General features: G+C 55.6%; 18 protein-coding genes, 1 tRNA gene and 2 pseudogenes. 12 read left to right on the forward strand and 9 right to left on the reverse strand.

Annotated features, from left to right (window positions below; translation table 11 throughout):
• Positions 1-250: pseudogene (locus Q1B15_RS17415) on the forward strand (DDE-type integrase/transposase/recombinase); the annotation flags it as partial.
• A gap of 158 nt (positions 251-408) precedes the next feature.
• Here the strand turns inward: Q1B15_RS17415 and gltB are convergent.
• The 4 genes from gltB to Q1B15_RS17435 all read right to left on the reverse strand — a co-directional run bounded on the left by gltB (position 409) and on the right by Q1B15_RS17435 (position 7,347).
• Positions 409-4,944 carry a glutamate synthase large subunit gene (gltB, locus tag Q1B15_RS17420; protein WP_299756096.1) on the reverse strand — a complete coding sequence of 1,512 codons (4,536 nt, stop codon included), beginning with the start codon at positions 4,942-4,944 and terminating at the stop codon, positions 409-411.
• Positions 4,941-5,381, reverse strand: a complete 441-nt coding sequence (locus Q1B15_RS17425) for a GFA family protein (RefSeq protein WP_366141741.1) — start codon at positions 5,379-5,381, stop codon at positions 4,941-4,943. The genes gltB and Q1B15_RS17425 overlap by 4 nt, the downstream gene beginning before the upstream one ends.
• The gene (locus Q1B15_RS17430) at positions 5,378-5,806 is read right to left on the reverse strand and encodes a GFA family protein (protein WP_299756098.1); all 429 of its coding nucleotides are present in this window, start codon (positions 5,804-5,806) and stop codon (positions 5,378-5,380) included. The genes Q1B15_RS17425 and Q1B15_RS17430 overlap by 4 nt, the downstream gene beginning before the upstream one ends.
• Before the next feature lie 107 nt (positions 5,807-5,913).
• Positions 5,914-7,347, reverse strand: a complete 1,434-nt coding sequence (locus Q1B15_RS17435) for an NAD(P)-dependent oxidoreductase (RefSeq protein ID WP_299756100.1) — start codon at positions 7,345-7,347, stop codon at positions 5,914-5,916.
• Positions 7,348-7,568: 221 nt separating this feature from the next.
• On the opposite strand from Q1B15_RS17435, the gene Q1B15_RS17440 reads away from it, so the two are divergent.
• Positions 7,569-8,372, forward strand: a complete 804-nt coding sequence (locus Q1B15_RS17440) for an undecaprenyl-diphosphate phosphatase (protein WP_299756101.1) — start codon at positions 7,569-7,571, stop codon at positions 8,370-8,372.
• On the opposite strand, the gene Q1B15_RS17445 is transcribed toward Q1B15_RS17440, so the two are convergent.
• Positions 8,369-9,349: a complex I NDUFA9 subunit family protein gene (locus Q1B15_RS17445; RefSeq protein ID WP_299756102.1), complete on the reverse strand. Its 981-nt coding sequence runs from the start codon at positions 9,347-9,349 to the stop codon at positions 8,369-8,371. The two genes, Q1B15_RS17440 and Q1B15_RS17445, sit on opposite strands and share 4 nt — an antisense overlap.
• A 129-nt stretch (positions 9,350-9,478) precedes the next feature.
• Between Q1B15_RS17445 and Q1B15_RS17450 the strand changes: the two genes are divergently transcribed.
• A tRNA-Leu gene (locus Q1B15_RS17450) sits at positions 9,479-9,564 on the forward strand.
• A gap of 561 nt (positions 9,565-10,125) precedes the next feature.
• On the opposite strand, the gene Q1B15_RS17455 is transcribed toward Q1B15_RS17450, so the two are convergent.
• Together Q1B15_RS17455 and Q1B15_RS17460 are read right to left on the reverse strand one after the other, a co-directional pair.
• Positions 10,126-10,767 (reverse strand): hypothetical protein, encoded by a 642-nt coding sequence (locus Q1B15_RS17455; RefSeq protein ID WP_299756104.1) that lies wholly within the window; start codon positions 10,765-10,767, stop codon positions 10,126-10,128.
• 70 nt (positions 10,768-10,837) lie between these two features.
• Positions 10,838-11,002, reverse strand: a pseudogene (locus Q1B15_RS17460) (transposase); the annotation flags it as partial.
• Between the two features lie 132 nt (positions 11,003-11,134).
• Here Q1B15_RS17460 and Q1B15_RS17465 point away from each other — a divergent pair.
• From Q1B15_RS17465 to Q1B15_RS17475, 4 genes are all read left to right on the forward strand, one after another.
• A complete protein-coding gene (locus Q1B15_RS17465) occupies positions 11,135-11,365 on the forward strand; it encodes a type II toxin-antitoxin system CcdA family antitoxin (protein ID WP_299756106.1) in 231 nt (76 codons plus the stop codon).
• Positions 11,365-11,664, forward strand: a complete 300-nt coding sequence (locus Q1B15_RS17470) for a CcdB family protein (protein WP_299756108.1) — start codon at positions 11,365-11,367, stop codon at positions 11,662-11,664. The genes Q1B15_RS17465 and Q1B15_RS17470 overlap by 1 nt, the downstream gene beginning before the upstream one ends.
• Positions 11,665-12,754: 1,090 nt before the next feature.
• Positions 12,755-12,991 carry a helix-turn-helix transcriptional regulator gene (locus tag Q1B15_RS23535; protein ID WP_366141742.1) on the forward strand — a complete coding sequence of 79 codons (237 nt, stop codon included), beginning with the start codon at positions 12,755-12,757 and terminating at the stop codon, positions 12,989-12,991.
• The gene (locus Q1B15_RS17475; RefSeq protein WP_299756110.1) at positions 12,988-14,352 is read left to right on the forward strand and encodes a HipA domain-containing protein; all 1,365 of its coding nucleotides are present in this window, start codon (positions 12,988-12,990) and stop codon (positions 14,350-14,352) included. Before Q1B15_RS23535 ends, Q1B15_RS17475 begins: the two co-directional genes overlap by 4 nt.
• Before the next feature lie 368 nt (positions 14,353-14,720).
• Here the strand turns inward: Q1B15_RS17475 and Q1B15_RS17480 are convergent.
• Positions 14,721-15,784 (reverse strand): IS630 family transposase gene (locus Q1B15_RS17480; RefSeq protein ID WP_299756112.1). Its coding sequence is split into 2 segments (ribosomal slippage): positions 14,721-15,298 and positions 15,298-15,784, totalling 1,065 coding nucleotides; the frame shifts between segments, so codons are not numbered across the junction.
• A 555-nt stretch (positions 15,785-16,339) separates the two neighbouring features.
• Here Q1B15_RS17480 and dctP point away from each other — a divergent pair.
• The 5 genes from dctP to Q1B15_RS17505 are packed head-to-tail and all read left to right on the forward strand — an operon-like array spanning position 16,340 to position 20,806.
• On the forward strand, positions 16,340-17,350 hold the full coding sequence (gene dctP / locus Q1B15_RS17485; protein ID WP_299756114.1) for a TRAP transporter substrate-binding protein DctP: 1,011 nt from the start codon (positions 16,340-16,342) through the stop codon (positions 17,348-17,350).
• A gap of 15 nt (positions 17,351-17,365) precedes the next feature.
• The gene (locus Q1B15_RS17490; RefSeq protein ID WP_299756116.1) at positions 17,366-17,896 is read left to right on the forward strand and encodes a TRAP transporter small permease; all 531 of its coding nucleotides are present in this window, start codon (positions 17,366-17,368) and stop codon (positions 17,894-17,896) included.
• Positions 17,896-19,188, forward strand: coding sequence for a TRAP transporter large permease (locus tag Q1B15_RS17495; RefSeq protein WP_299756119.1), 1,293 nt, complete (start codon positions 17,896-17,898; stop codon positions 19,186-19,188). The genes Q1B15_RS17490 and Q1B15_RS17495 overlap by 1 nt, the downstream gene beginning before the upstream one ends.
• A 15-nt stretch (positions 19,189-19,203) precedes the next feature.
• Positions 19,204-19,617 carry an OsmC family protein gene (locus tag Q1B15_RS17500; protein ID WP_299756122.1) on the forward strand — a complete coding sequence of 138 codons (414 nt, stop codon included), beginning with the start codon at positions 19,204-19,206 and terminating at the stop codon, positions 19,615-19,617.
• On the forward strand, positions 19,610-20,806 hold the full coding sequence (locus Q1B15_RS17505; protein WP_299756125.1) for a cytochrome P450: 1,197 nt from the start codon (positions 19,610-19,612) through the stop codon (positions 20,804-20,806). Before Q1B15_RS17500 ends, Q1B15_RS17505 begins: the two co-directional genes overlap by 8 nt.
• Here Q1B15_RS17505 and Q1B15_RS17510 read toward each other — a convergent pair.
• Positions 20,803-21,054 (reverse strand): hypothetical protein (locus Q1B15_RS17510; RefSeq protein WP_299756127.1); only part of this gene is annotated, 252 nt, incomplete at its 5' end. The two genes, Q1B15_RS17505 and Q1B15_RS17510, sit on opposite strands and share 4 nt — an antisense overlap.

Here is a 21,054-nt window from a genome sequence, read left to right on the forward strand (position 1 = left end):
GGACCTGCTGCACGAGCGCCGCATCGACATCAGTCACGAAACGGTGCGGTCCTGGTAGAACAGATTTGGCCCGATGTTCGCTGCTGAGATCCGGAAAAGGCGGGTCAGCGGGATGCGCGCATACTCGAACTGGCGATGGCACTTGGACGAGGTTTTCGTGAAAATCAACGGCGAGACGCATTATCTTTGGCGCACCGTAGACCATGAAGGTGAAGTGCTGGAATCCTTCGTCACCAAGCGTCGTGATCGCAACGCATAATCTTCGCGCCTGAACTTTGGTGTCCGGCCAGATGAGCAAATAGGACGCGCTGCGGTTCGATGATCGCCTTGGCCTATCGCAGAAAGCCGGGGATCTGAATCAAACTGCGCGGCCCGAGGGCCGCGCAGGTCAATGCGTAGACAGATCACTTACTCAGCAGGTATCGCCAGATCGAGACCCATGATTGGCATGTCCAGCTTGTTTAGCATCTCTTTCGGGCAAACCTGAATGAATTTTAACTTCGCTTCGTCCCAATTCTGCAGAATCTCAGCCGCGCGTGCGCTGCCGCTTTCCTTCAAATGGCGCTCAACAAGCCCCTTTAGCTCATCCATATAGACGCCCTCGTTCACCGGAACGGTGACGAGCGTCTCCATGTTGATCATTTCGGGCGTCTTGCCCTCGGGGTCATAGAGATAGGCCATGCCGCCGGTCATGCCCGCGCCAAAATTCGGGCCAATGCTGCCCAAAATCACCGCGACCCCGCCGGTCATGTATTCGCACCCGTTCGAGCCAGCGCCCTCAACCACAACCTTCGCGCCCGAGTTCCGCACCGCAAACCGCTCCCCTGCGCGACCGGCGGCAAACAGAAACCCGTCTGTTGCGCCGTAAAGCACCGTGTTGCCGATGATCACGTTATCAGCCGCCACCAGAGGCGAGATTTTCGGAGGTCGAACAACAATCGTACCGCCCGAAAGACCCTTACCGACGTAATCATTGGCATCCCCTGACACTTCGATCCGAAGTCCTGGTGCCGCAAAGGCCCCAAGCGACTGCCCGGCAGATCCGTCAAGCCGGATGCTCAGGTGATCGGGCTGTAAGGAATTGCGCATCCCGAAGCGCTTGACGATGTGGCTTGATGTGCGCGTGCCAATGGTCCGGTGTGTATTGCGCACCGAATATCCAAGCTGCATTTTTTCACCGTCATCAAGGAACCGCGCGGCATCTCGCACGATTTCGGCGTCGAGCGTATCATCAACAGTGTTCCGGTCTTTCAGGCGATCATAAACGATCTGATCTGCCCCATCGACGGTGATCAAAAGTGGGTTCAGATCCAGATCATCAAGATGAGCCGCTCCCCGGCTGACCTGGCTCAGCAAATCAGCCCGCCCAATGACATCCGCCAAGGACCGCGCGCCGATAGACGCAAGGATCTCCCGCACTTCCTGCGCATAGAACGTGATCAGGTTCACAACCTTGTCCGCGTCGCCGGTAAATTTGGCCCGCAACTCTTCGTCCTGTGTACAGACACCAACCGGGCAAGTGTTGGACTGGCACTGACGCACCATAATACAGCCCATCGCGATCAGCGCCGCTGTGCCGATGCCGTATTCCTCGGCGCCCATCATCGCGGCCATGACGATGTCACGACCTGTGCGCAAACCACCGTCGGTCCGCAAAGTCACACGCCCGCGAAGATTGTTCATCGACAGAACCTGATGCGCTTCGGTCAAGCCCATTTCCCAAGGCAAGCCCGCATATTTGATTGACGTCGCGGGCGACGCGCCCGTTCCGCCGTTGTGGCCGGAAATCAGGATCACGTCGGCTTTCGCTTTGGCGACACCAGCCGCAATTGTGCCGACACCAGACGCCGCCACTAGCTTCACAGTCACCTTCGCGTGCGGGTTGATCTGCTTCAGGTCGTAGATCAGCTGCGCGAGGTCTTCGATCGAATAGATGTCGTGGTGCGGTGGCGGAGAAATCAGCGTCACACCCGGCGTTGAGTGCCGCAGACGTGCGATCAACTCGGTCACTTTCATGCCAGGGAGCTGACCACCCTCACCGGGCTTTGCGCCCTGCGCGACCTTGATCTCAAGCTCTTCGCATTGGTTCAGATATTCGGCCGTAACGCCAAAACGCCCCGAAGCCACCTGCTTGATCTTCGCTGATGGGTTGTCGCCGTTCGGTTCCGGCACGAAATGCGCTGGATCCTCGCCACCTTCGCCACTGTCAGATTTCGCTCCGATCCGGTTCATCGCAACGTTCAGCGTCTTATGCGCCTCGGGGCTCAACGCCCCTAAAGACATGCCCGGCGTCACGAACCGCTTACGGATCGAGGTGATACTTTCGACCTCTTCGATTGGCACCGGCGTGGCCATCGGTTTGATGTCCAACAAATCACGCAAATGGATGGGCGGGTTCGACCGCATCTTTGCCGAATACTGCTGCCACATCGCATAAGACGCACGCGAACATGCGGCCTGCAACAAGTGCATCGAAGTCGCTTCCCACGCATGGGTCTCGCCCGACTGACGGGCTTTGTAAAAGCCGCCGATTGGCAAGATAGAATCGCCGGCAAAGCCTCTTGCGTGAACCGCTTCAGCGGCCTTTTGCAGACCACTGATACCAATACCCGAGATGCGGGAATGCATGCCTGGGAAGAACTCGGCGACCAATGCGCGCGAAAGCCCCACGGCCTCAAAATTCAGACCGCCACGATAAGACGAAACAACCGAAATCCCCATCTTCGACATGATCTTCAAAAGACCAGCATCAATGGCAGCGCGATACCGCGCCACGGCTTCGGTCAGCGAGCCGTCGATCAAGCCACGCTCAATCCGGTCCGCAATACTGTCTTCGGCAAGATAGGCGTTCACTGTCGTCGCACCGCAGCCGATCAGAACTGCGAAATAATGCGGATCAATACACTCGGCAGATCGCACATTCAGCGAACAAAACGTCCGCAAGCCTTTGCGGGTCAGCCACGAATGCACCGCACTCGTCGCAAGGATCATCGGTATCGCAACCTTGCTGTTATCGGAATTCTGATCCGTCAAAACAAGATGCCCGGCCCCTGACCGCACAGCGTCCTCAGCTTCGGCCCGGATACGCTCCAAAGCAGTCTGAAGGGCACCTTGGGGATCACCTGCCGGGAACGTGCAATCAATCTCGACCATATCGGCATCAAACGTCGTCTTCAGCCGATCAAACTGCGCATTCCCAAGGAATGGGCTATCCAGAACGATGATCTCGGTTTGGCTGGAGTTCTGATCCAGCACGTTTTTCAGGTTGCCGAACCGCGTCTTCAGGCTCATCACGCGGAATTCGCGCAAACTGTCGATCGGCGGGTTCGTCACCTGAGAGAAATTCTGCCTGAAATAGTGGCTCAGCGGACGATACTTTTTCGACAAAACAGCCGATGGAGTATCATCGCCCATCGACGCCAACGTCTCTTTCCCGTCCTCGGCCATCGGAGCCAAAATCTGCTCTAACTCCTCAATCGAGTAGCCCGCCGCCACCTGACGCCGCCGCAATTCATTGCCGCTAAACAGCGGTTGCTCGCTTACAACGGCGAGATCGTCGTCCAACTCCACAACCTTAGCGACCCACTCACCAAACGGAGCAGAATTCGACAGAACCGTCTTCATCTCAACGTCGTGGAACAGCTTCCCCTCGACCATATCGACCGCAATCATCTGGCCCGGACCAAGCGCGCCCTTCTCAACAATCGTGGCTTCATCGGTCGGCACCATGCCTGTTTCGGACCCGGCAATCAGCAAACCGTCACCCGTCACCGTGTACCGCATGGGTCGCAAACCATTGCGGTCCAGACCCGCACATACCCAACGCCCGTCCGTCATCGCCAAAGCGGCGGGGCCGTCCCACGGCTCCATCACGGCATTGCAATAGGAATACATGTCGATCCACGGCTGCGGCAATTCCACCGCCTGCTTCGACCAGCTCTCCGGCACCAGCATCGTCTTCGCCATCGGTGCCGACCGCCCGGCGCGCACCAATACCTCAAACACCGAATCCAGAGCGGCAGAATCGCTCGATCCGGCCGGGATGATCGGCTTGATGTCGTCAGCCATGTCCCCAAACGCGCCCGACGCCATGCGGATCTCGTGGGACTTCATCCAGTTGACGTTGCCCTTCAGCGTGTTGATCTCACCGTTATGCGCCAACATGCGGAACGGCTGCGCCAACCACCACTGCGGGAAAGTGTTCGTCGAATAGCGCTGGTGATAGATCGCAAACGCGCTTTCGAACCGCTCGTCCTTCAGATCTGGGTAAAACTCGGCCACATCCTGCGCCAGCATCATGCCTTTGTAGATGATTGACCGGCACGACAGCGACGCCAGATAAAGCGTCGGGACCTGAGCCGCCAACGCTGCTTTCTCAATCCGGCGACGGATCACATACAACTCGCGCTCAAACGTTTCTTCGTCGACGCCCTTGGAATTCGAGATTAGGATCTGCTCAATCTCGGGCCGCGTCGCGTTCGCCTTTTCGCCCAGCACATCAATGTTCACAGGCACATGACGCCAGCCATAGATGTAATACCCCATGCGAAGAATTTCGGTCTCGATAATCGTCCGACAGGTCTCCTGAGCGCCAAAGTTCGTGCGCGGCAGAAACACCTGACCCACGGCCAGCATTTCGCCGCCGCGCGGCGTATGTCCCGTGCGCTCGATCATGTCGCCAAAGAACGCAAACGGGATCTGCACGTGGATGCCTGCGCCGTCACCAGTCTTGCCGTCCGCATCAACCGCGCCTCGGTGCCAAACGGCCTTCAACGCATTGATGCCGTTCTCGACAACTTTCCGGGATTTTGACCCGTCAATCGACACCACAAGCCCGACGCCACAGGATGCGTGCTCGTCTTCGCTGCGGAACAACGAATGCTCGGTCATCCATTGGCGGCGGGCTTCCTCGGCGGCGGCCCATTCTGCATCATATTTGGTCATCGTCGCGTCTCCTCATTGTCGGAGAAAAGGGCTTCGACTTCGGCCCTTGTCATCGTTTTGTGGTCATGGCTCAGATCGAACGCGGCAGGGCGCTCGTCTGCGTAAAATTCAATACCAACCGGCAGACCGGTCGCGTCAGGAAACAGGCCCGCCGACAGCTTTAAAAGGCCCTTCATCGGCCCTTCTGCCGTCACGCGATAGAATACGCCCGAGCCGCACTTGCTGCAAAAGCCGCGCTCGGCCCAAGGCATAAGGGCAATCGTCTTCACCGGGCCCTCGATGCGCACGGTGTTGGCGTCAGCCTCGAACGCAAAGTTCATGCCCCCCGTCCAGCGCTTGCAATTGTCGCAATTGCAGGCGGTTATATAGGGCTGCGTCGGTGTCGCTATTACCGAAACAGCACTGCACATGCATTGGCCTTCCAGAGCGCCGGTCATGTTGACTGCGACGCCAGATAGGCATCTAACTTTGCCATCTCGTCGGCTTCGGCGCTTTGTCTTGCGCCGCCAAACGCAGGTATCCAACTTGGTCGATAATCGACGAAAATCTCTTCGGTTACCCGCATCCCAGATTGATCGTCCAAAAGTCCGGCGGCCAAAATTTGCGGCGCCTTGCCTTGCATCTTCCAATAGATCGTCGATCCGCACGTCCCGCACACCGTGCGCTCGCCCCGCTCGCTCGCATGATGGTCGCGCATACTTTCGGCGCCCGGCATTTCAAGGTTTTCAATCGCGACTGCGAAATACGGACCACCGCCGGTCCAACGCTGACACTGCACGCAATGGCACGCCTGAATGGTATCGCCAACGACGGCGGTGAACGTTACCGCGCCATGCAAACACTGTCCTGTCTTCCGCGCCATCTTCAACCCTCATTACCCGAACGGGTCAGCTTTGCTGTCCCATGTGGCTGCCAAATCCCCAACTCGTTTGGCGCCTGCACCAACGCAATACCGACGTCATTCCGACATTACTCGGCAGCGACTTTTGCCGCTTGACCGATATAGTCCAAAATCGCGTCGGCCGCCTCGCGCCCATCGCGAATTGCCCAGACAACAAGCGACGCACCGCGCACAATATCACCGGCGGCATAGACGCCCGGCACGTTGGTCGCATGGGTCTTAAAGTCCGCCCTCACCGTGCCCCAGCGTGTGACTTCCAAACCGTCCACGCCCCAAAGCGTCGGCAGGTCTTCCGGCTCGAACCCAAGTGCTTTGATAACCAAATCCGCGCCTTCAACGTAATCCGACCCTTCAATCAACTCCGGCACCCGACGCCCGGTCGCATCGGGTGCACCAAGACGCATCTTCTGCACCATCACGCCGTCAACTTCTTCGCCGGTGAAACCTTTGGGGGCCGACAACCATACGAACTCAACGCCTTCTTCTTCGGCATTTTGCACTTCGCGCTGCGATCCTGGCATGTTCGCCTTGTCGCGCCGATAGAGACACTTCACGCTTTCTGCGCCCTGACGGATCGCGGTCCGAACACAGTCCATTGCCGTGTCACCGCCGCCGATGACGACCACACGCTTGTTTTCTGCGTCCAGCAATCCGGCGTCAAATTCCGGCACCTCGTCGCCGAACGACTTACGGTTCGACGCTGTCAGATAGTCAATTGCCCGCACAATCCCCTCGGCACGAATACCTGGAGCATCCAGCTCGCGTGACTTGTAAACCCCTGTCGCAATTAGGATTGCGTTGTGTTTCGCCTGTAATTCGTCAAACGTGATGTCCACGCCGACGTTGCAGTTCAGCACAAATTCTACGCCACCCTTTTCAAGCTGATCGTTGCGCCGCATCACGACGTCTTTCTCAAGCTTGAAGCCAGGAATGCCATAGGTCAGCAATCCGCCCGCACGGTCATAGCGGTCATAAATCGTGACCTGCACGCCGGCGCGCCGCAACCGATCTGCTGCCGCGAGTCCACCGGGACCGCCGCCAATAATACCGACGCTTTCAGGGCGTTCCGCATGCGGAACAATCGGCTTTACCCAGCCTTGCTCCCAAGCCGTGTCGGTGATGTATTTCTCAACTGACCCGATCGTCACGGTGCCATGACCAGACGCTTCGATTACGCAATTGCCTTCACAGAGACGATCCTGGGGGCAGATCCGTCCACAAATCTCGGGAAACGCATTCGTCGCCTGGCTGATCTCGTAGGCCTCGCGAAGGCGCCCCTCGGCCGTCAGCTTCAGCCAATCCGGGATGTTGTTGTGCAGCGGGCAATGAGTCTGGCAATACGGCACGCCACATTGGCTGCACCGGCTCGACTGCTCCTTGGCCTTCTGGTCCGCGTACTCGGCGTAGATCTCGTGGAAATCCTCACGACGTACAGTGGCTTCGCGCTTTTCGGGCATGTCACGCGGTGTAGAGACAAACTTAAGCATCGGGTTCTCGGCCATGGCTCGGACCTCACGTAAAATTTCCAGATCGCTCTAATAAGCGGTGTTCCGGAAAAAGAAAAGGCAGCAATGCTGCCCTAAAATGCGATTATTTGGATGGTCCGGTATGATTTTATGCCGCAGAAGCGCAATAGTAGGTCCGAAATGTTACCTAAATAGAATCTTTCCATCGAATCTCAATAGGTTAGTGTAGCCACACTTTCCGCATCGCAGCGAGACCCATGCCCATATTTCATCTGATCCTCGTCGCCGTCATTCAGGGCATCACCGAATTTCTGCCGATTTCCAGTTCGGGTCACCTCATTCTGCTCCCGAATCTTACTGGGATGGAGGATCAGGGCCAGGTTATCGACGTCGCCGTGCACGTCGGCACTCTTGGCGCGGTGGTGCTCTACTTCTGGGCTGATTTGCGCCGCGCGCTTCTGGGTATTCCAAAGATCTTAAGGCGACAGATCGACGACCAGAATGCATGGCTTGCGCTGTGCCTGATCATCGCGACCATTCCTGTCGTACTCGCGGGTCTAATCTTCAAGCTGACCGGTTTGGACGACATTCTCCGCTCGGTTGCAGTCGTTGGTTGGATGACCCTGATCTTCGGGATTGTTCTATATTGGGCCGACCAAACCGGAACGGTCGAAAAAACCGCCGAGCGTTGGGGTATCAAAGATGCGGTCATCATGGGCCTTGCGCAAATCCTCGCGCTAGTCCCTGGCACGTCCCGTTCCGGTATCACGATCACCGCAGCGCGTCGCCTCGGTTACGCCCGCGAGGACGCTGCAAGACTGGCGATGTTGATGTCGGTCCCCACCATCCTCGCGTCCGGAGTTCTGCTCGGCGCCGAGGTCGCACTCGCAATGGATGCAGCGGCCGTTAAAGATGCAGCAATCGCCGCCGTCTTTGCATTCGGAATGGCACTTGCCGCTCTGGCAATAATGATGCGTCTCCTGCGCAGCGTCAGCTTCACACCCTACGTGATCTATCGTATCGTCCTAGGGCTTGCGCTGCTTTGGGTGGCCTACACTTAACCCTTAAGGTTACGCGCACTTTCTTTCAGCGCAGCGTACTGACCCGACGGGCGGAAAATCCAAAGATAAGACGGCAAAATCGCATCCATCGAACTCGGCGCAATTCCAAGCGTATCCAAACCCTTCGCGCCCTCTGAAACCACGTTGTCGCGCGTCAGTTCCTTTAGCTGATCGCGGGTAACTGGCTGAGGGGCTAATCCACCCGTAAGCGATGAAGCAACGCCTGTTATGGCGGCCAAAACCCGGCCCATCCAAAACGGAAACCCAATGACCAGACGACGACGACGAACGACGTCCAGCATCGTCTTGATTAACTCACGGAAAGACGCCACTTCAGGCCCGCCAAGCTCATAGACGCCGGGCGCAGCTTGACCGATTGCGCCCAATTCGGCGGCGGCAGCAACATCATCAACATAGATCGGCTGGAACTTCGTTTCGGCTCCAAACAATGGCACCATCGGAGACATCCTCGCCATGCCTGCAAAGCGATTGAAAAACTGGTCTTCCGGCCCGAACACAACAGAGGGCCGCAAAATGACCGCGTCAGGCATCGACGCCAAAACGGCATCCTCACCAAGACCCTTCGTCTTCCCATATACGCTAGGCGCATCCGCCCCGGCCCCGATTGCCGAGATATGCACCATCCGCGCTACCCCAGTTTCAGCCGCGATGCGGGCAATTCGTGCCGCACCTTCGTGCTGCACGGCCCCCAAATTATTCTTGCCCTTGGCATCAAACGTTCCAACGCAGTTGATCACGGCCTCGGCCCCGGTCATCACCGCACGAACGCTGTCGTCGTCGCGGATGTTGCAAAACACGGGCTCTACCTGTCCGACAACGCCGTAGGGTTTGACGAAGTGGGCATCATTCGGGCGCCGCACTGCAACCCGCACACGCCATCCCTGACGGGCCATCCGTTGTGCAATATACCGACCCACAAAGCCCGATCCGCCATATATCGTTACGAGTCTCGACATGCGCGTAGTCCTCTTTCGTTCGCCCACGGGTGTAGCGTTGCACCGCCCAACCGACAAGGCGCATTTCGCCTTGTGATTGGTCGTTGACAGGCCTTGGATCGCCGCGTATTTCCCCCGGTCACGACACCTGCCCAGGTGGCGGAATGGTAGACGCGCTAGCTTCAGGTGCTAGTATTGGCAACGATGTGGAGGTTCGAGTCCTCTCCTGGGCACCACAAAACCCCCGATAACTTCAAGAAAACAAAGAAAACCTTAGTGTTTAGCGTTTTGTGGGACCAGTTCCGGGACCGCTTTTAGGACCACTTTCGTCAGGTTTGGGCTGTGGTTTGTCAGGTCTGGTGGGTCGTTGGGGGTTGCGCCGGGTGATGCTGCGGCTGAGATTACTCAGCATGGACCAGAAAATGCCTCTCAAGCTCCCCCGCTACGTGTTCCGCCGGGCCAACGGCTCTTTCCGCTATAAAAGGAATGTTCCCAACACCAGGTGCCGCAAGCATCAGCAAGGGCGATCGCAGTAATGTGCCTGGCGATCAGTCGACTGGGAGAAGATGCCCCGCGCCATCAGCTGATGGGCCATGCGGAAACGCTGCTGAAGGAGGAGATTTAGAGAAGGTGGGGGTGCGATCGAAAAAGGTGAGCCTGTGGATATCTCGTAATTAACACTACAAAAACCGCCCAAAAACTGCCCCTATCCGTAGATTCTCATAAATAGCACTACAACGACATCCGTTGACCCGCGCAATCAATGCAGGAGCGCTAAGAGCACAATATCTGCTGGGTCAAAGCACCGCCACCTGCCGGTACGTAGCGCCACGCAATGTGTGCGGTCCATTTGACTTCAGGTGTTTGCGAGCCGCGTTCATCAGTGCTGCATCGGTCAGATGCTCGCGTAGCGCCTCCAGATCCATGGCCTCTCGATCAATATCTTCGATTTCCCAGGACATTCTGATCGCTTCTGCACCCGCCGGGTGACCGGATTGTGTCGGGTAGGTGCTGCCGAGAACTTCTCCTGTAGTGTTGTCGACCAAGAAAGACTCGCCATCTCGGTTCCAGTCGCTGCCTGACTGTGATGGCGGATAGGTCTCGCGAGCTTTTTCGCCAAGAACCTCAAGAACTTTTTCTTGTGCAACCTTCGTGTCGTTCTCCATATTTTTGAAGAAGCCTTCAACGTGCTTCACCAACTCTCTCAACGGCTTTGTATCGCTGAGCCGAGTCGATCGGCATAACGACGCGTGCTCATTTAGCTGTTCGGCAAACCTTTTAGCTTTTGCCACCTCATCAGTCGCATGCAGAGCGGCAGGTATTCGGTCCCGCGCAGCCATGAGATCTTCGTGCCTTTTCACCAAACTCTCGTTAGAGTCTTTGATCGTTTGAACAACTGCGTCGAAGTCTATCGCGAAGACGTTGTTTCTACCTGCCATCTCAGGGTTTTTCTCTCTCTTTTTGTTGATCTACGAACAACTAAGCCAGTTCTCGGCTTTAAGGCTGCATGAACACCATGCCCAGCGTCAGGCAAAGCTCGATCGCCAAATCCGAATAGACGGCCTGACCACCAGACGTCATTCGCGGTGGTGCCGCCCACAAAGCGAGCGCGTCATCGCCGATCCAGACCGTCAGATCACCGCGTCGCCGCAGGCTTTCATCGTACTGGGCCAACTAGAGGCGAAGGCTGGGGAAAAGAGCTGCGTGGGTATATCTAACGTAAGATAAACTATACTCGCGCATAATTTATGCTCATGATTGACGCGCATAATCTGAAAGCGTACTCTTGCTTCAGGAGGCGCTCTTATGAATTCTCATACACGAAAGCCCACCAATCTGTCGATGGATGCTATTTTGCTTACAGAAGCAAAAGCATTGAAGATAAATCTGTCTCGCGCCGCAGAGGACGGGGTTCGTAGCGCAGTTGCTGCGGCCAAAGCAGAGCAATGGAAAGTTGAGAATGCTGCTGCAATTCGGAGTTCTAACTCATACGTCGAGAAGCATGGTTTGCCGCTCGATCGTTATCGTCAATTCTGATGCCTAAATATGACGTGTTTCCTAATCCGTCCGGAGACGGTTACCTTTTGGATGTCCAAACAGATCTGTTGAGTGATCTGAACACTCGGGTCGTCGTACCGTTGCTGCCAACATCAAGCGCACCGAAGCCGGCAACAAGGCTCAACCCAATTTTTAACCTCGAAGGTCAGCCAGTCGTTATGGCAACGCAGTTTATGGCGGCGGTACCAAACGGCATTCTCAAGACCTCAGTTGGAAAGCTCGATGAAGAGTTTGAGAAGGTCACATCCGCGATCGACATGCTAATTCAGGGTTTTTAGGCGATTCAAATCAATACGACTATCACTTATTTAACATAACCATCCTTGTGCGCTAAGTCAACAATACTGACCTATATAGTGTATTCCCGCAAATTCAGCACATCCCTGTCTGATAGCAGTCATTGATACATGGCTCGTGTGGGTCTAGTCAGCGGGACAAAAAATCAATTCCACGGTGAAAATCCCCAAGCCCTCCCATCAAATGAAAGGGCCAAAGTGGCCGACTTTTAAGCCGCCCGCGACAACACAATGCCGCCGCTACCGTGGCCGAGTATTGCTCCGCCGATTACATCGGATTTGGACGGCTAGATAAACTACCGTCAACACGACTGCGATTGTCCCAATGATGTTGGTAACGATCTGAACTGTTTCGATCATTCGCTTTCCTTCCCTTGAATATTCGAAAGGTTAGACGCACCGACAATCTAAAGATAGATTCGGCTACGATTGGCCGATTTGGAAAACCAATCACAACTGTCACATGCACTTGAAGTGCGTTTCACTAAGATCAGGTCTTTTGCTTCTGACCCTCAAATTGAACGACCGTTTTGTCCCGCACACGGACGTTTCAGCCAGCAAAAATGCTGCATAATGCACGAAAGTCCGGTTCGACGGGCCGCACCGCAGCATGACGGAAGGCAGTTCAATGTCCGCAAAGGGCCGTTCATGTTGGTCGGGGCGAGATCGTTTGGCAGGATCGCTGCGATGCGGCTAACGGCAGCAAGGAGCCCGAAGCAAACGCTCGATGGGCCCCTGGGCGCAGCGATGCGGCGAATGACGTCTCTGGGCCCTGACTTACCCTCTTCGGACTGATCCTCCGCTGCGAGCGCATTCGTCCGGTGTCAGCCCAATTTCAGCGCAGTGCTTTCCTTCCTGAAGCAGGCAATGAAAGCCTGTTCTCTCGTCAGCCCGGCTACCTTCATGCTTCCCAGCCGGATTCTCGAACTTCGCAAAAATGGCAGCGATCGTATCCATTTTAACTATTCTCGACTTGCGTCCGTCAAAATGACAATGATCGTTGCCATTTTGGCGTGACCGCCCTATTCAGCATTCATATGGCAACGATCGCACGCATTTTGGGAGCTTCGATATGATCGGCACTGCTGTCACTGACCCAGCATCTCTTGGGAGAGCCATTCGTCAAGTTCGTCAAGCATCGAAGATTACACAAGAAGATCTTTCGCTTCAGACTGGCATATCCCGAACTACGATCCGTGCAATTGAACACGGTAAGGAGACGGCTCATGTCGGCCTTGTCCTTCAGTTGTGCAGGGATCTGGGCATGACAGTTATCATTGGCGCGCCGACCAAGGAAAGCCGATCATGACCACGCTGGATGTGTACCTAGAGGGTGCGGACGAACCAATCGGCAAACTGAAATCAGAGCCAAACGAAGAAATATCCTTCTCCTACACGACTTCCGATCTGCCGCACCCCATATCGGTCTCCCTTCAAGTAAGGGAAGAGCCATTTGGTGATGTTGCTACCAGGGGCTTCTTCTCGAATCTCCTTTTCGAGAATGAGATGCGCAACCAAGTAATGGAAAAGCACGCGATCTCCGCAGGTGACATCGTTGGGCTGCTTTACCACCTAGGGACCGATTGCCCGGGCTCAATAAGCTGCGTTCCGGAGGGCGCCGGTCCGGTCAAACGCCCCGGCTTATTGGCCGTAGATTACGAGCTAATGGACGGCTCACCGCAAGTTCCCGAGGCCCTGTCTGATGCCGAAGGGCCGCTCGCAGTGTCGGAAGAGCTCGCTCGTTTCATGACATCACTGCGCGATAATCGCCGGCTGCCGCCGCAGTCTGAGGACCCCTCGCCGCTGGCTGGAGTGCAAGGGAAGATCGCCATGACCCGTTTACATGATGGCCGACTGGCGCTCCCCAAGAAGGGGAGCGGCGCACCGACCACGCATATCCTGAAGGTTCCACAGGCGAACCAAATGCACTCAGTCCGGCAGGAACAGCACGCAACCCGCCTGATGGCTCGCATCCAGAAGCATAAGACCGCGCAGACGTGTGTCATCGGCGAGGGTGATCTCCAAGGCCTGTTGGTCGAGCGATTTGACCGGCGCACCGAGGACGGGAAAGTCTACCGTATCCACCAGGAGGACTTCTGCCAGGCACTCGGGTTGGGGAACACCTTGAAGTACGAGAGAAAAGGAGAGCCTGGCAGGATATTCGATGCCCACGCCGTCGGTCGCCTAATGAATGCGACCGCACAACCAGGAAAGGCGCGGATCGCGTTCTTCGAGATCACACTGGCGAACATGCTGCTTGGAAACTCGGACAATCACGCGAAAAACCACGCCCTGCTCTACACCGGCCAAAGACCCATATTGTCCCCAGCATATGACATCGATCCTGTTATGCTCGACTACAGTGTAACGCACGAGATGTCCTTCCGCATTGGTAGCGCCCGTATGGTGGACGATGTCAAAAAGGAAGATCTCGACCTATTTCTAAAAGCAATCGGTGCCAAAGGGCTGGTGCGCCCGCTTGCGCGGCGCTGCGCCGAAATGATCGAAACATCCATTGCACTAGCCGCGGAGCTCCCGCGCCCCGCCGCAAAGCAACTATCTGATGTGATCTTGCAGCAAGCCTATCATCTCTCAGCCAATGCAGGTTTCGGGATCGATGTGCCAGAATTTGACAATGTGCCTGTGAATCGGCCCGGAGCGTCGGACTAAAACACTACGCAGTCGGGAAAACCTGGGCTCAGGCCCCAATGCGATTTGACGGATCAGCTGGATACGGGCACCTCGCAAACCTACAAAATGAGTGATCTGTTTCGGCTCACAGAAGTGCAGATGGAGCACCTGCGTCCGTTCTCTCCAAAGAGCCGCGGTCGTCCAAGCTGGGGGCGGGTCATCCGCTACCCGCGCATAGCCGTCGTACGGCAGGGCACAAACAGCACTTGCAACGAACGGCAGGAAGGTCCGCGTTGCGGTCATTTGGCCCAAGAACATGCTGCACGATGCACGAATGGCCGGTCTGGCGAAGCTGCGGCGCAGCATCAGATCGACCGACGAGCGGCAGCTAATACCAAGCGCAGAAATCACTGACCTGTCTGTGCCCAATCTCTCATTGCGATTGATGTAATGGTTTGTGGCTGATTGATGAGATTGCTCCATGCCTCGCAAGCTGCATCGACGATGGCATCGTAGGTTTCAAAGACTCGGTTCGAGAGCCAGTTGGATCGCATGTATTGCCAGACATTCTCCACCGGGTTCAGTTCTGGTGACTTGGATGGCAGCAGAATGGCGGTGATGTTCTTGGGCATTGTGAGCTTGCTGGTCGTGTGCCAACCCGCCCGATCCATCAGCACGACGGCATGGGCTTTGCGGGCGACCTGTTTGCTGATCTCTTCGAGATGTAGTTGCATGGCCTCGGTATTGGCGGTTGGCAGGACCAAGGCGGCGCCGATACCGCGCTTCGGGCAGATGGCCCCGAACAGGTAGGTATTGTGATAGCGCTGATCGGCAGGCAGGCGGGGCCGTGTCCCCTTGCGCGCCCAGATGCGCACCCGCCCGTTCTTTTGCCCGATGCGGGCTTCATCCTGGAACCACAGCTCAATTGGCGTGCCTTGCGGCAGGTCAGCTATGTGCGTCGCCAGTGTGTTGGCGAAGTTTTTTTAAAAGCCTCGATCACCTGCGGCTCTTGCGCAGGATGCTGCGGGCGACCCGAGATGTGGGAGAAGCCGAGGGCGGCCAGATAGTCGGAGATGACGCTTTTTGAGCACGTCACCCCGAAACGCTCATCGATTATCCGAACCAGATCGATACGTCGCCACCGCACAACACCATCGGTTTTCCGGTTTGGTCCCGTTTCAACGATCTGAGCCAGTTCCTGCATCTGCTCATCGCTCAGCAAACGGGGGCGCCCGGCCCCCTCCCGGTTTACCAATCCTTCCGGGCCATCTTCATTGAAACGAAGGACCCAATCCCTCAATGTCTGGCGATCCATCCCGCCAATTCGTGCAGCCTCTGTCCTGTTCATGCCGTCATAAACAGCTGCGAGGGCCAGCAACCGACGTATCTGGCGATTGTCACGGCATCGGCGCGATAACTGGCGCAGGGTGGGAGCAGTGAAATCACGGCGAAGAGGTATGGCAGCAGGCATGGCAAATCTCCTTTGCCATGGTGAATCAGAAAATCACTGTCTTGTGAATCCCCAGAGAGTCAGAAATTGCTGACCTTGGTATAAGGGCCGTTCATGTTGGTCGGGGCGAGATCGTTTGGCAGGATCGCTGCGATGCGGCTAACGGCAGCAAGGAGCCCATTGTGGTCAGCGATAAAGCGAACAGAAGGCCAAAGAATGGATGTGCGTCACCCGTTTGGCTGACAAGATACAGGTCGGGTTGCCGCTATCCTCATCAATGCAAACAAGTTCTCATTCCGAGCATTGAAAGGAAGCGACATGGACTACTCTCAAATATTATCATCATTGTCGCAACACATCTATTCAGTGAGACGCGGAAAAGCCTTATGATTATGGAAGTTAAAAGATTGTCGGCTGCTTTCTGACGCATGGACCACCTCTCATAGAGCGATTCACATGGCTTCAAGGCAAGAAATTCACCCATAATGCTGGTCTACTTCAAGAAATGGGGTGACGGTTTCTCGCAAATCCTATGTATTGCTCTGGAAGTTTAACGTGTTCAGCAGGGGAAATAATATGAACGAGATCTTCAAACGCTTCGCGATCGGTCTGACCGGTGTTGGCCTCAGCATGTCTGCGGCCTCAGCAGAGGAATGGCGTTTTAACAATTTTCTTCCGGAAACGCGTCCGGAATCTGTGCAGCTTGAGCAGTTCGTTTCTGAAGTGAACGCCGCGCTTGGCGGAGAGACATCCCTCAAGCTTTATAGTGGTGGCTCTTTGGGTCTTCCCAATACAGACACTCTTCGGTTCTTGCCCAAGGGCGCGGTAGAGATGAGCCTGATGTGGGCAAACTATCTGGGCCGCGACGCGCCCGCCCTCAGCTCTGTCGTGGTTCAGGGTACCATCGGCTCTATCGAAGAGTTCGAAAAAGCGATCCCGACTGTTCGTGATATCTACGAAGAAGAGTTCGCTGAATGGGACGTCGCCTCGGTGGGTTACGTTGCAATTCCGATGTTGTCTGTATCGGTATTTTGCCGCGAAGAGCCTGTCCGAAAAATCGAAGACCTTAAGTCGAAAAAGCTGCGTGTCTGGGCACGCGATCAGGTTGAAGCCTTCACCCGTCTTGGCGTGTCCGCACAGATCATTCCGCAAGAAGAAATGTATGTCGCCATGAAAACTGGCGTCGTGGATTGTGCACTTTATCCGGCTCTTTATGCGCATACCGTGTCTTTGCAGGAAGTCTCGAAATATGCGTCTTTTCTTTATCCGATGGCCTCTGGCCCTTATGTAATTGGCGTCTCGACAGATCGTTGGGAAAAGACCGACGACACCGTCAAAGCAGCGATTTCCGAGGCGGCCGAAGATTTGTGGGAACGGACGAACCAGTACGAGGCCGATTATCAGCGTGAACTGGACGCCCGAGCCAAGCTGGCTGAAGGCGGCATCATCTGGGGTGAGGATTACTCGGATGAAGATCGCGAAACGTTCGTGGCCTCCGTTACTGAGACATGGAAGATGCTGGCCGAAGAAGCGGGTGGCAATGCACCAGCTTACCGCGATCGTGTTCTTGAGGCACTAGGGCGCTAAGGCGCATACTTGGGGATGCGGATTAAAAACACCGTTGCGCTGGGGCTGGAATATCTGGCCCTGGCCTTCGCGGCGCTGGCGGCTTTGGGCCTGACACTTATTGTCGGCATTATTGTCACCAGCGTCGTGATGCGCAAATTTGCAAATTCACCACTGCATATTACCGAAGAAGTCGTTGGCCTTTTGTTAAGCGTCGCGCTGTTCCTTGGGCTACCGATGGTAACGCTAAGATCAAAGCATGTGCGTGTCTCACTGCTCACCACGTATGTCACAGGTAAAAGCAGGGCTGCGCTGCAAGTCGCAGGATTGGTGGTCGGCATCGGGTTTTTCGGCTGGCTGATCTGGGAAACCATTCCGTGGTTTGAATTTGCCTTCAAGCGCAACCTCAAAACAGAAACGACTCGGATACTGCTTTATCCGTGGATGGCTCTGATGCCGCTGTCCCTGGCTCTTACCGGCGCCATTCTGGTTGCTCGCCTGGTCGGTATACTTGAGCGCGAAGAGACCGCCGAAAGCAAACTGTCAACGTCTGGTGAGGCGCGCTGATGTCGCTTTGGTTTACGTTGGTCGGTGGCGTTATTGCGACCGCCGGAACGGGTGTGGCGTTGGGCGCAGCCCTTGGCATTACCGGCCTTTTCATACTGCAATTCTATTCCAACGGGGCAACCTCGGTCGCGATTGACGCGATTTGGAATGTTTTTAACTCTTTCACTCTAAGCGCTGTCCCGATGTTTATTTTGCTGGGCGAAATCCTTTTGCGCAGTGGCATCAGCGAAAAAGCGTATTCCGCATTTTCTCCTGTTTTTCGCCGGATACCCGGCGGGCTTTTGCATACCAATATCGCCGTTTGCACGTTGTTCGGCGCTGTCAGTGGCTCGAGCCTTTCAACAGCGGCTGCTGTTGGATCGGTCGCTTACCCCGAGATGTCAAAGCGCGGCTATGACAAAGACACGGTGGTCGGCAGTCTTGCAGGTGGTGGCACGCTGGGCCTTTTGATCCCGCCCAGTCTGTCCTTCCTGATCTACGGCGCACTGACAGAAACATCTATTGGCAGGTTGTTTGCGGCAGGCATCATTCCCGGCATTATGGTGGGGGCGATGTTCATGCTGTATCTTCTGGTGAAGTGCGTCCGAAATCCCGCGATTGCCCCGCGTGATCCGCACAAATCCTCGGTAGGTGAAATCCTTGTCGGATTCCGGCACATCTGGCCGCTGCTTACCCTGATCGTTGGGGTGATTGGTACAATCGTTGCCGGTATAGCGACACCGACGGAATCCGCTGGCGTCGGCGTGGTGCTGGCCGTTTTCATTTGCTCGATCTGGGGTAATCTTACTTTCACCAAATTGATCGAGGCGGTGTATCAGTCAGTCTTGCTGTTCTCGTCGATCGGCTTTTTGGTGTTGGGGGCAACAATCCTTGCGCAATCTGTCAGTATTCTAGGCCTGCCCCAACAGATTTTAGAGACCGTCGCCCAGAGCGGGTACGGCAAATACAGCGTTCTGATGATCGTGGTCTTGATATATCTCATTCTGGGCTGTTTCTTTGACGGTCTGTCCTTGATGATCATGACCTTGCCAGTTGTGTTCCCGTTGCTGACGGGTCTTGGTTTTGATCCGATATGGATCGGGGTGATTATCACCATCGTGATCGAAATCGGTCAAATCACCCCCCCGGTCGGGCTGAACCTTTCAGTTCTGACGGCGCTTACGAAAAACGAGGTCAGTTTGGGGCGTGTGGCCTACGCAACCGTACCGTATTGGCTGATCCATTTGTGCGCGATCGTGATATTAACGATGTTCCCAATTCTCGCTCTTTATCTACCAAACCTCCTTTTCTGAGACCGGAAAACGCCAATGAACGTGAAAACGAAGCCGAAAACCTTTGGTCCTGTGTTTGCCTTTTTTGATGGGTCTGAAACCACGCAATACGCGTCTAATCCAGCTTCAGAGAAGTCTCTGCATCCGCCCGTCGGGACACCCGTAGACATGCTGCTGGCGTCGCTTGCCTATTGTATCGTCAAATCGGTCGAATGGGCTGCAAAGGACCACAAATCGTCTTTGCACTCTTTCGCGGTGAAAGTGACTGGAACCAAGGCTCTTGATTTGCCAGGACGGGTCGAAAAGATGGAAGTTATCATTATCGGTGATCTGGTGGATGATAGCGCCGTGGCCGGACAAATCGTAAAGCTGGCAAAATCAATCTGTACCGTCAGCAATACGCTTAATTGTGCTGTATTGGTTTCAACGGAACCCGCGGCGGATGACTGAGAACACCCTGAGCGGAGCCGATATTCCCGTCGACACGCAGACCACTCTTGAGATGCTCGAAGACGCCCCCGCCGAGGTTTATGCCCGCCTGCGAAAGGGCAGCCCGATCGTCAGGCTCCAGGCCCTTGGTGGGCGCATTGTTTTTACCAAGGCTGAAGATACAACACGCGTCAAAACCGATGCGGAACACTTCTGGTCAACAGATACAACAAGCCCGATGCAGCGCGCGTTTGGTGGTCATACGCTGATGCGCAAGGACGGATGCCCCCATCTGAAAGAACGCCGCGCGATGGAACCCGCGCTTGATCCGGACCATATTCAGCGATGGAAGCCAGCCTTTGCGCGTTTGACTGACCGGTTGCTTGATGATCTTGCCGCTCACAAGTCTGTCGATCTGTTGTCTGCCTTTGCAGCGCCGATCTCGGCTGGGTATCTTAGAACCGTTCTTGGCCTGGATGGCGCAGGCGAAGAGCGTCTGTTTGACTGGGCGACTTCGCTGGTGCGCGGCGCGATGAATGGCAGCTTTGATCCAGAGATCTTTAAAATCAGCGATCAGGCAAACGTAGAAATGAATGCCTGCTTTGACCGGATGATAGAACAGCATAGGGCTGCACCGGATGGATCGGTCCTTTCTGCGATGATCAACGCAACAGGTCCCCTTGAGATCAGTCAGATCAGGACCAACATGAAAATCTGCATCGGAGGCGCGGTGATTGAAACGCGCGATGCCCTGCTGTCTACGATCTACGGCTTACTGTGTAACCCTGATCAACTGCGCCACTGCAAAGCCAGCGGGAATTGGGTTCTCGCTTGCCAAGAAGGATTGCGGTGGGTTGCGCCCATTCAGGCCAGCCCAAGGATGGTAAAGAAAGCCTTAGTGATGCGCGGATTGCTTATTCCTGAAGGCGAGACTGTGATGGCCATTCAGGCATCGGCGAACCACGACGAAGACCTTTGGGATGCTTCTGATCGCTTTGATATCCACCGCTCCCCCCTTAGTCATCAGACCTTTGGCGAAGGGGCGCATAAGTGCCTTGGCGTCTATGTCTATCGCATGCTGGCCGCCGAGATTGTGCTGCCTAGGCTGTTTGAAAGGTTTCCCGCCCTTTGTTTGGCCGATCGCGCGGCAGTCAAATTCAAAGGTTTCGCATTCAGGGGGCCTACATCGATGGAAGTCTATTTGGGCTAACTACGCCTTATGTATTTTGGCGAGAGAGCGACATAAGCAAAATTGCCGCCTGGCAATTGCAATTGCCAGGCGGCAATCACGAGGTCTCTCAGCAGCAGCTTTGGGCCGTTTGCAGACCTTAGTGCAGGACCGCCGAACGGCAGCTTCCTCCGGAGGCTGTGTGAAAACTCGATCAGTCGGGAAAACCTGAGAATACAGGTTCCTGTAACTGTCGCTCCGGAAAATACTTTCCCAAGAAAGCCGATCCC

The organism is uncultured Boseongicola sp. (assembly GCF_937988555.1).
Classification (GTDB): domain Bacteria; phylum Pseudomonadota; class Alphaproteobacteria; order Rhodobacterales; family Rhodobacteraceae; genus Boseongicola.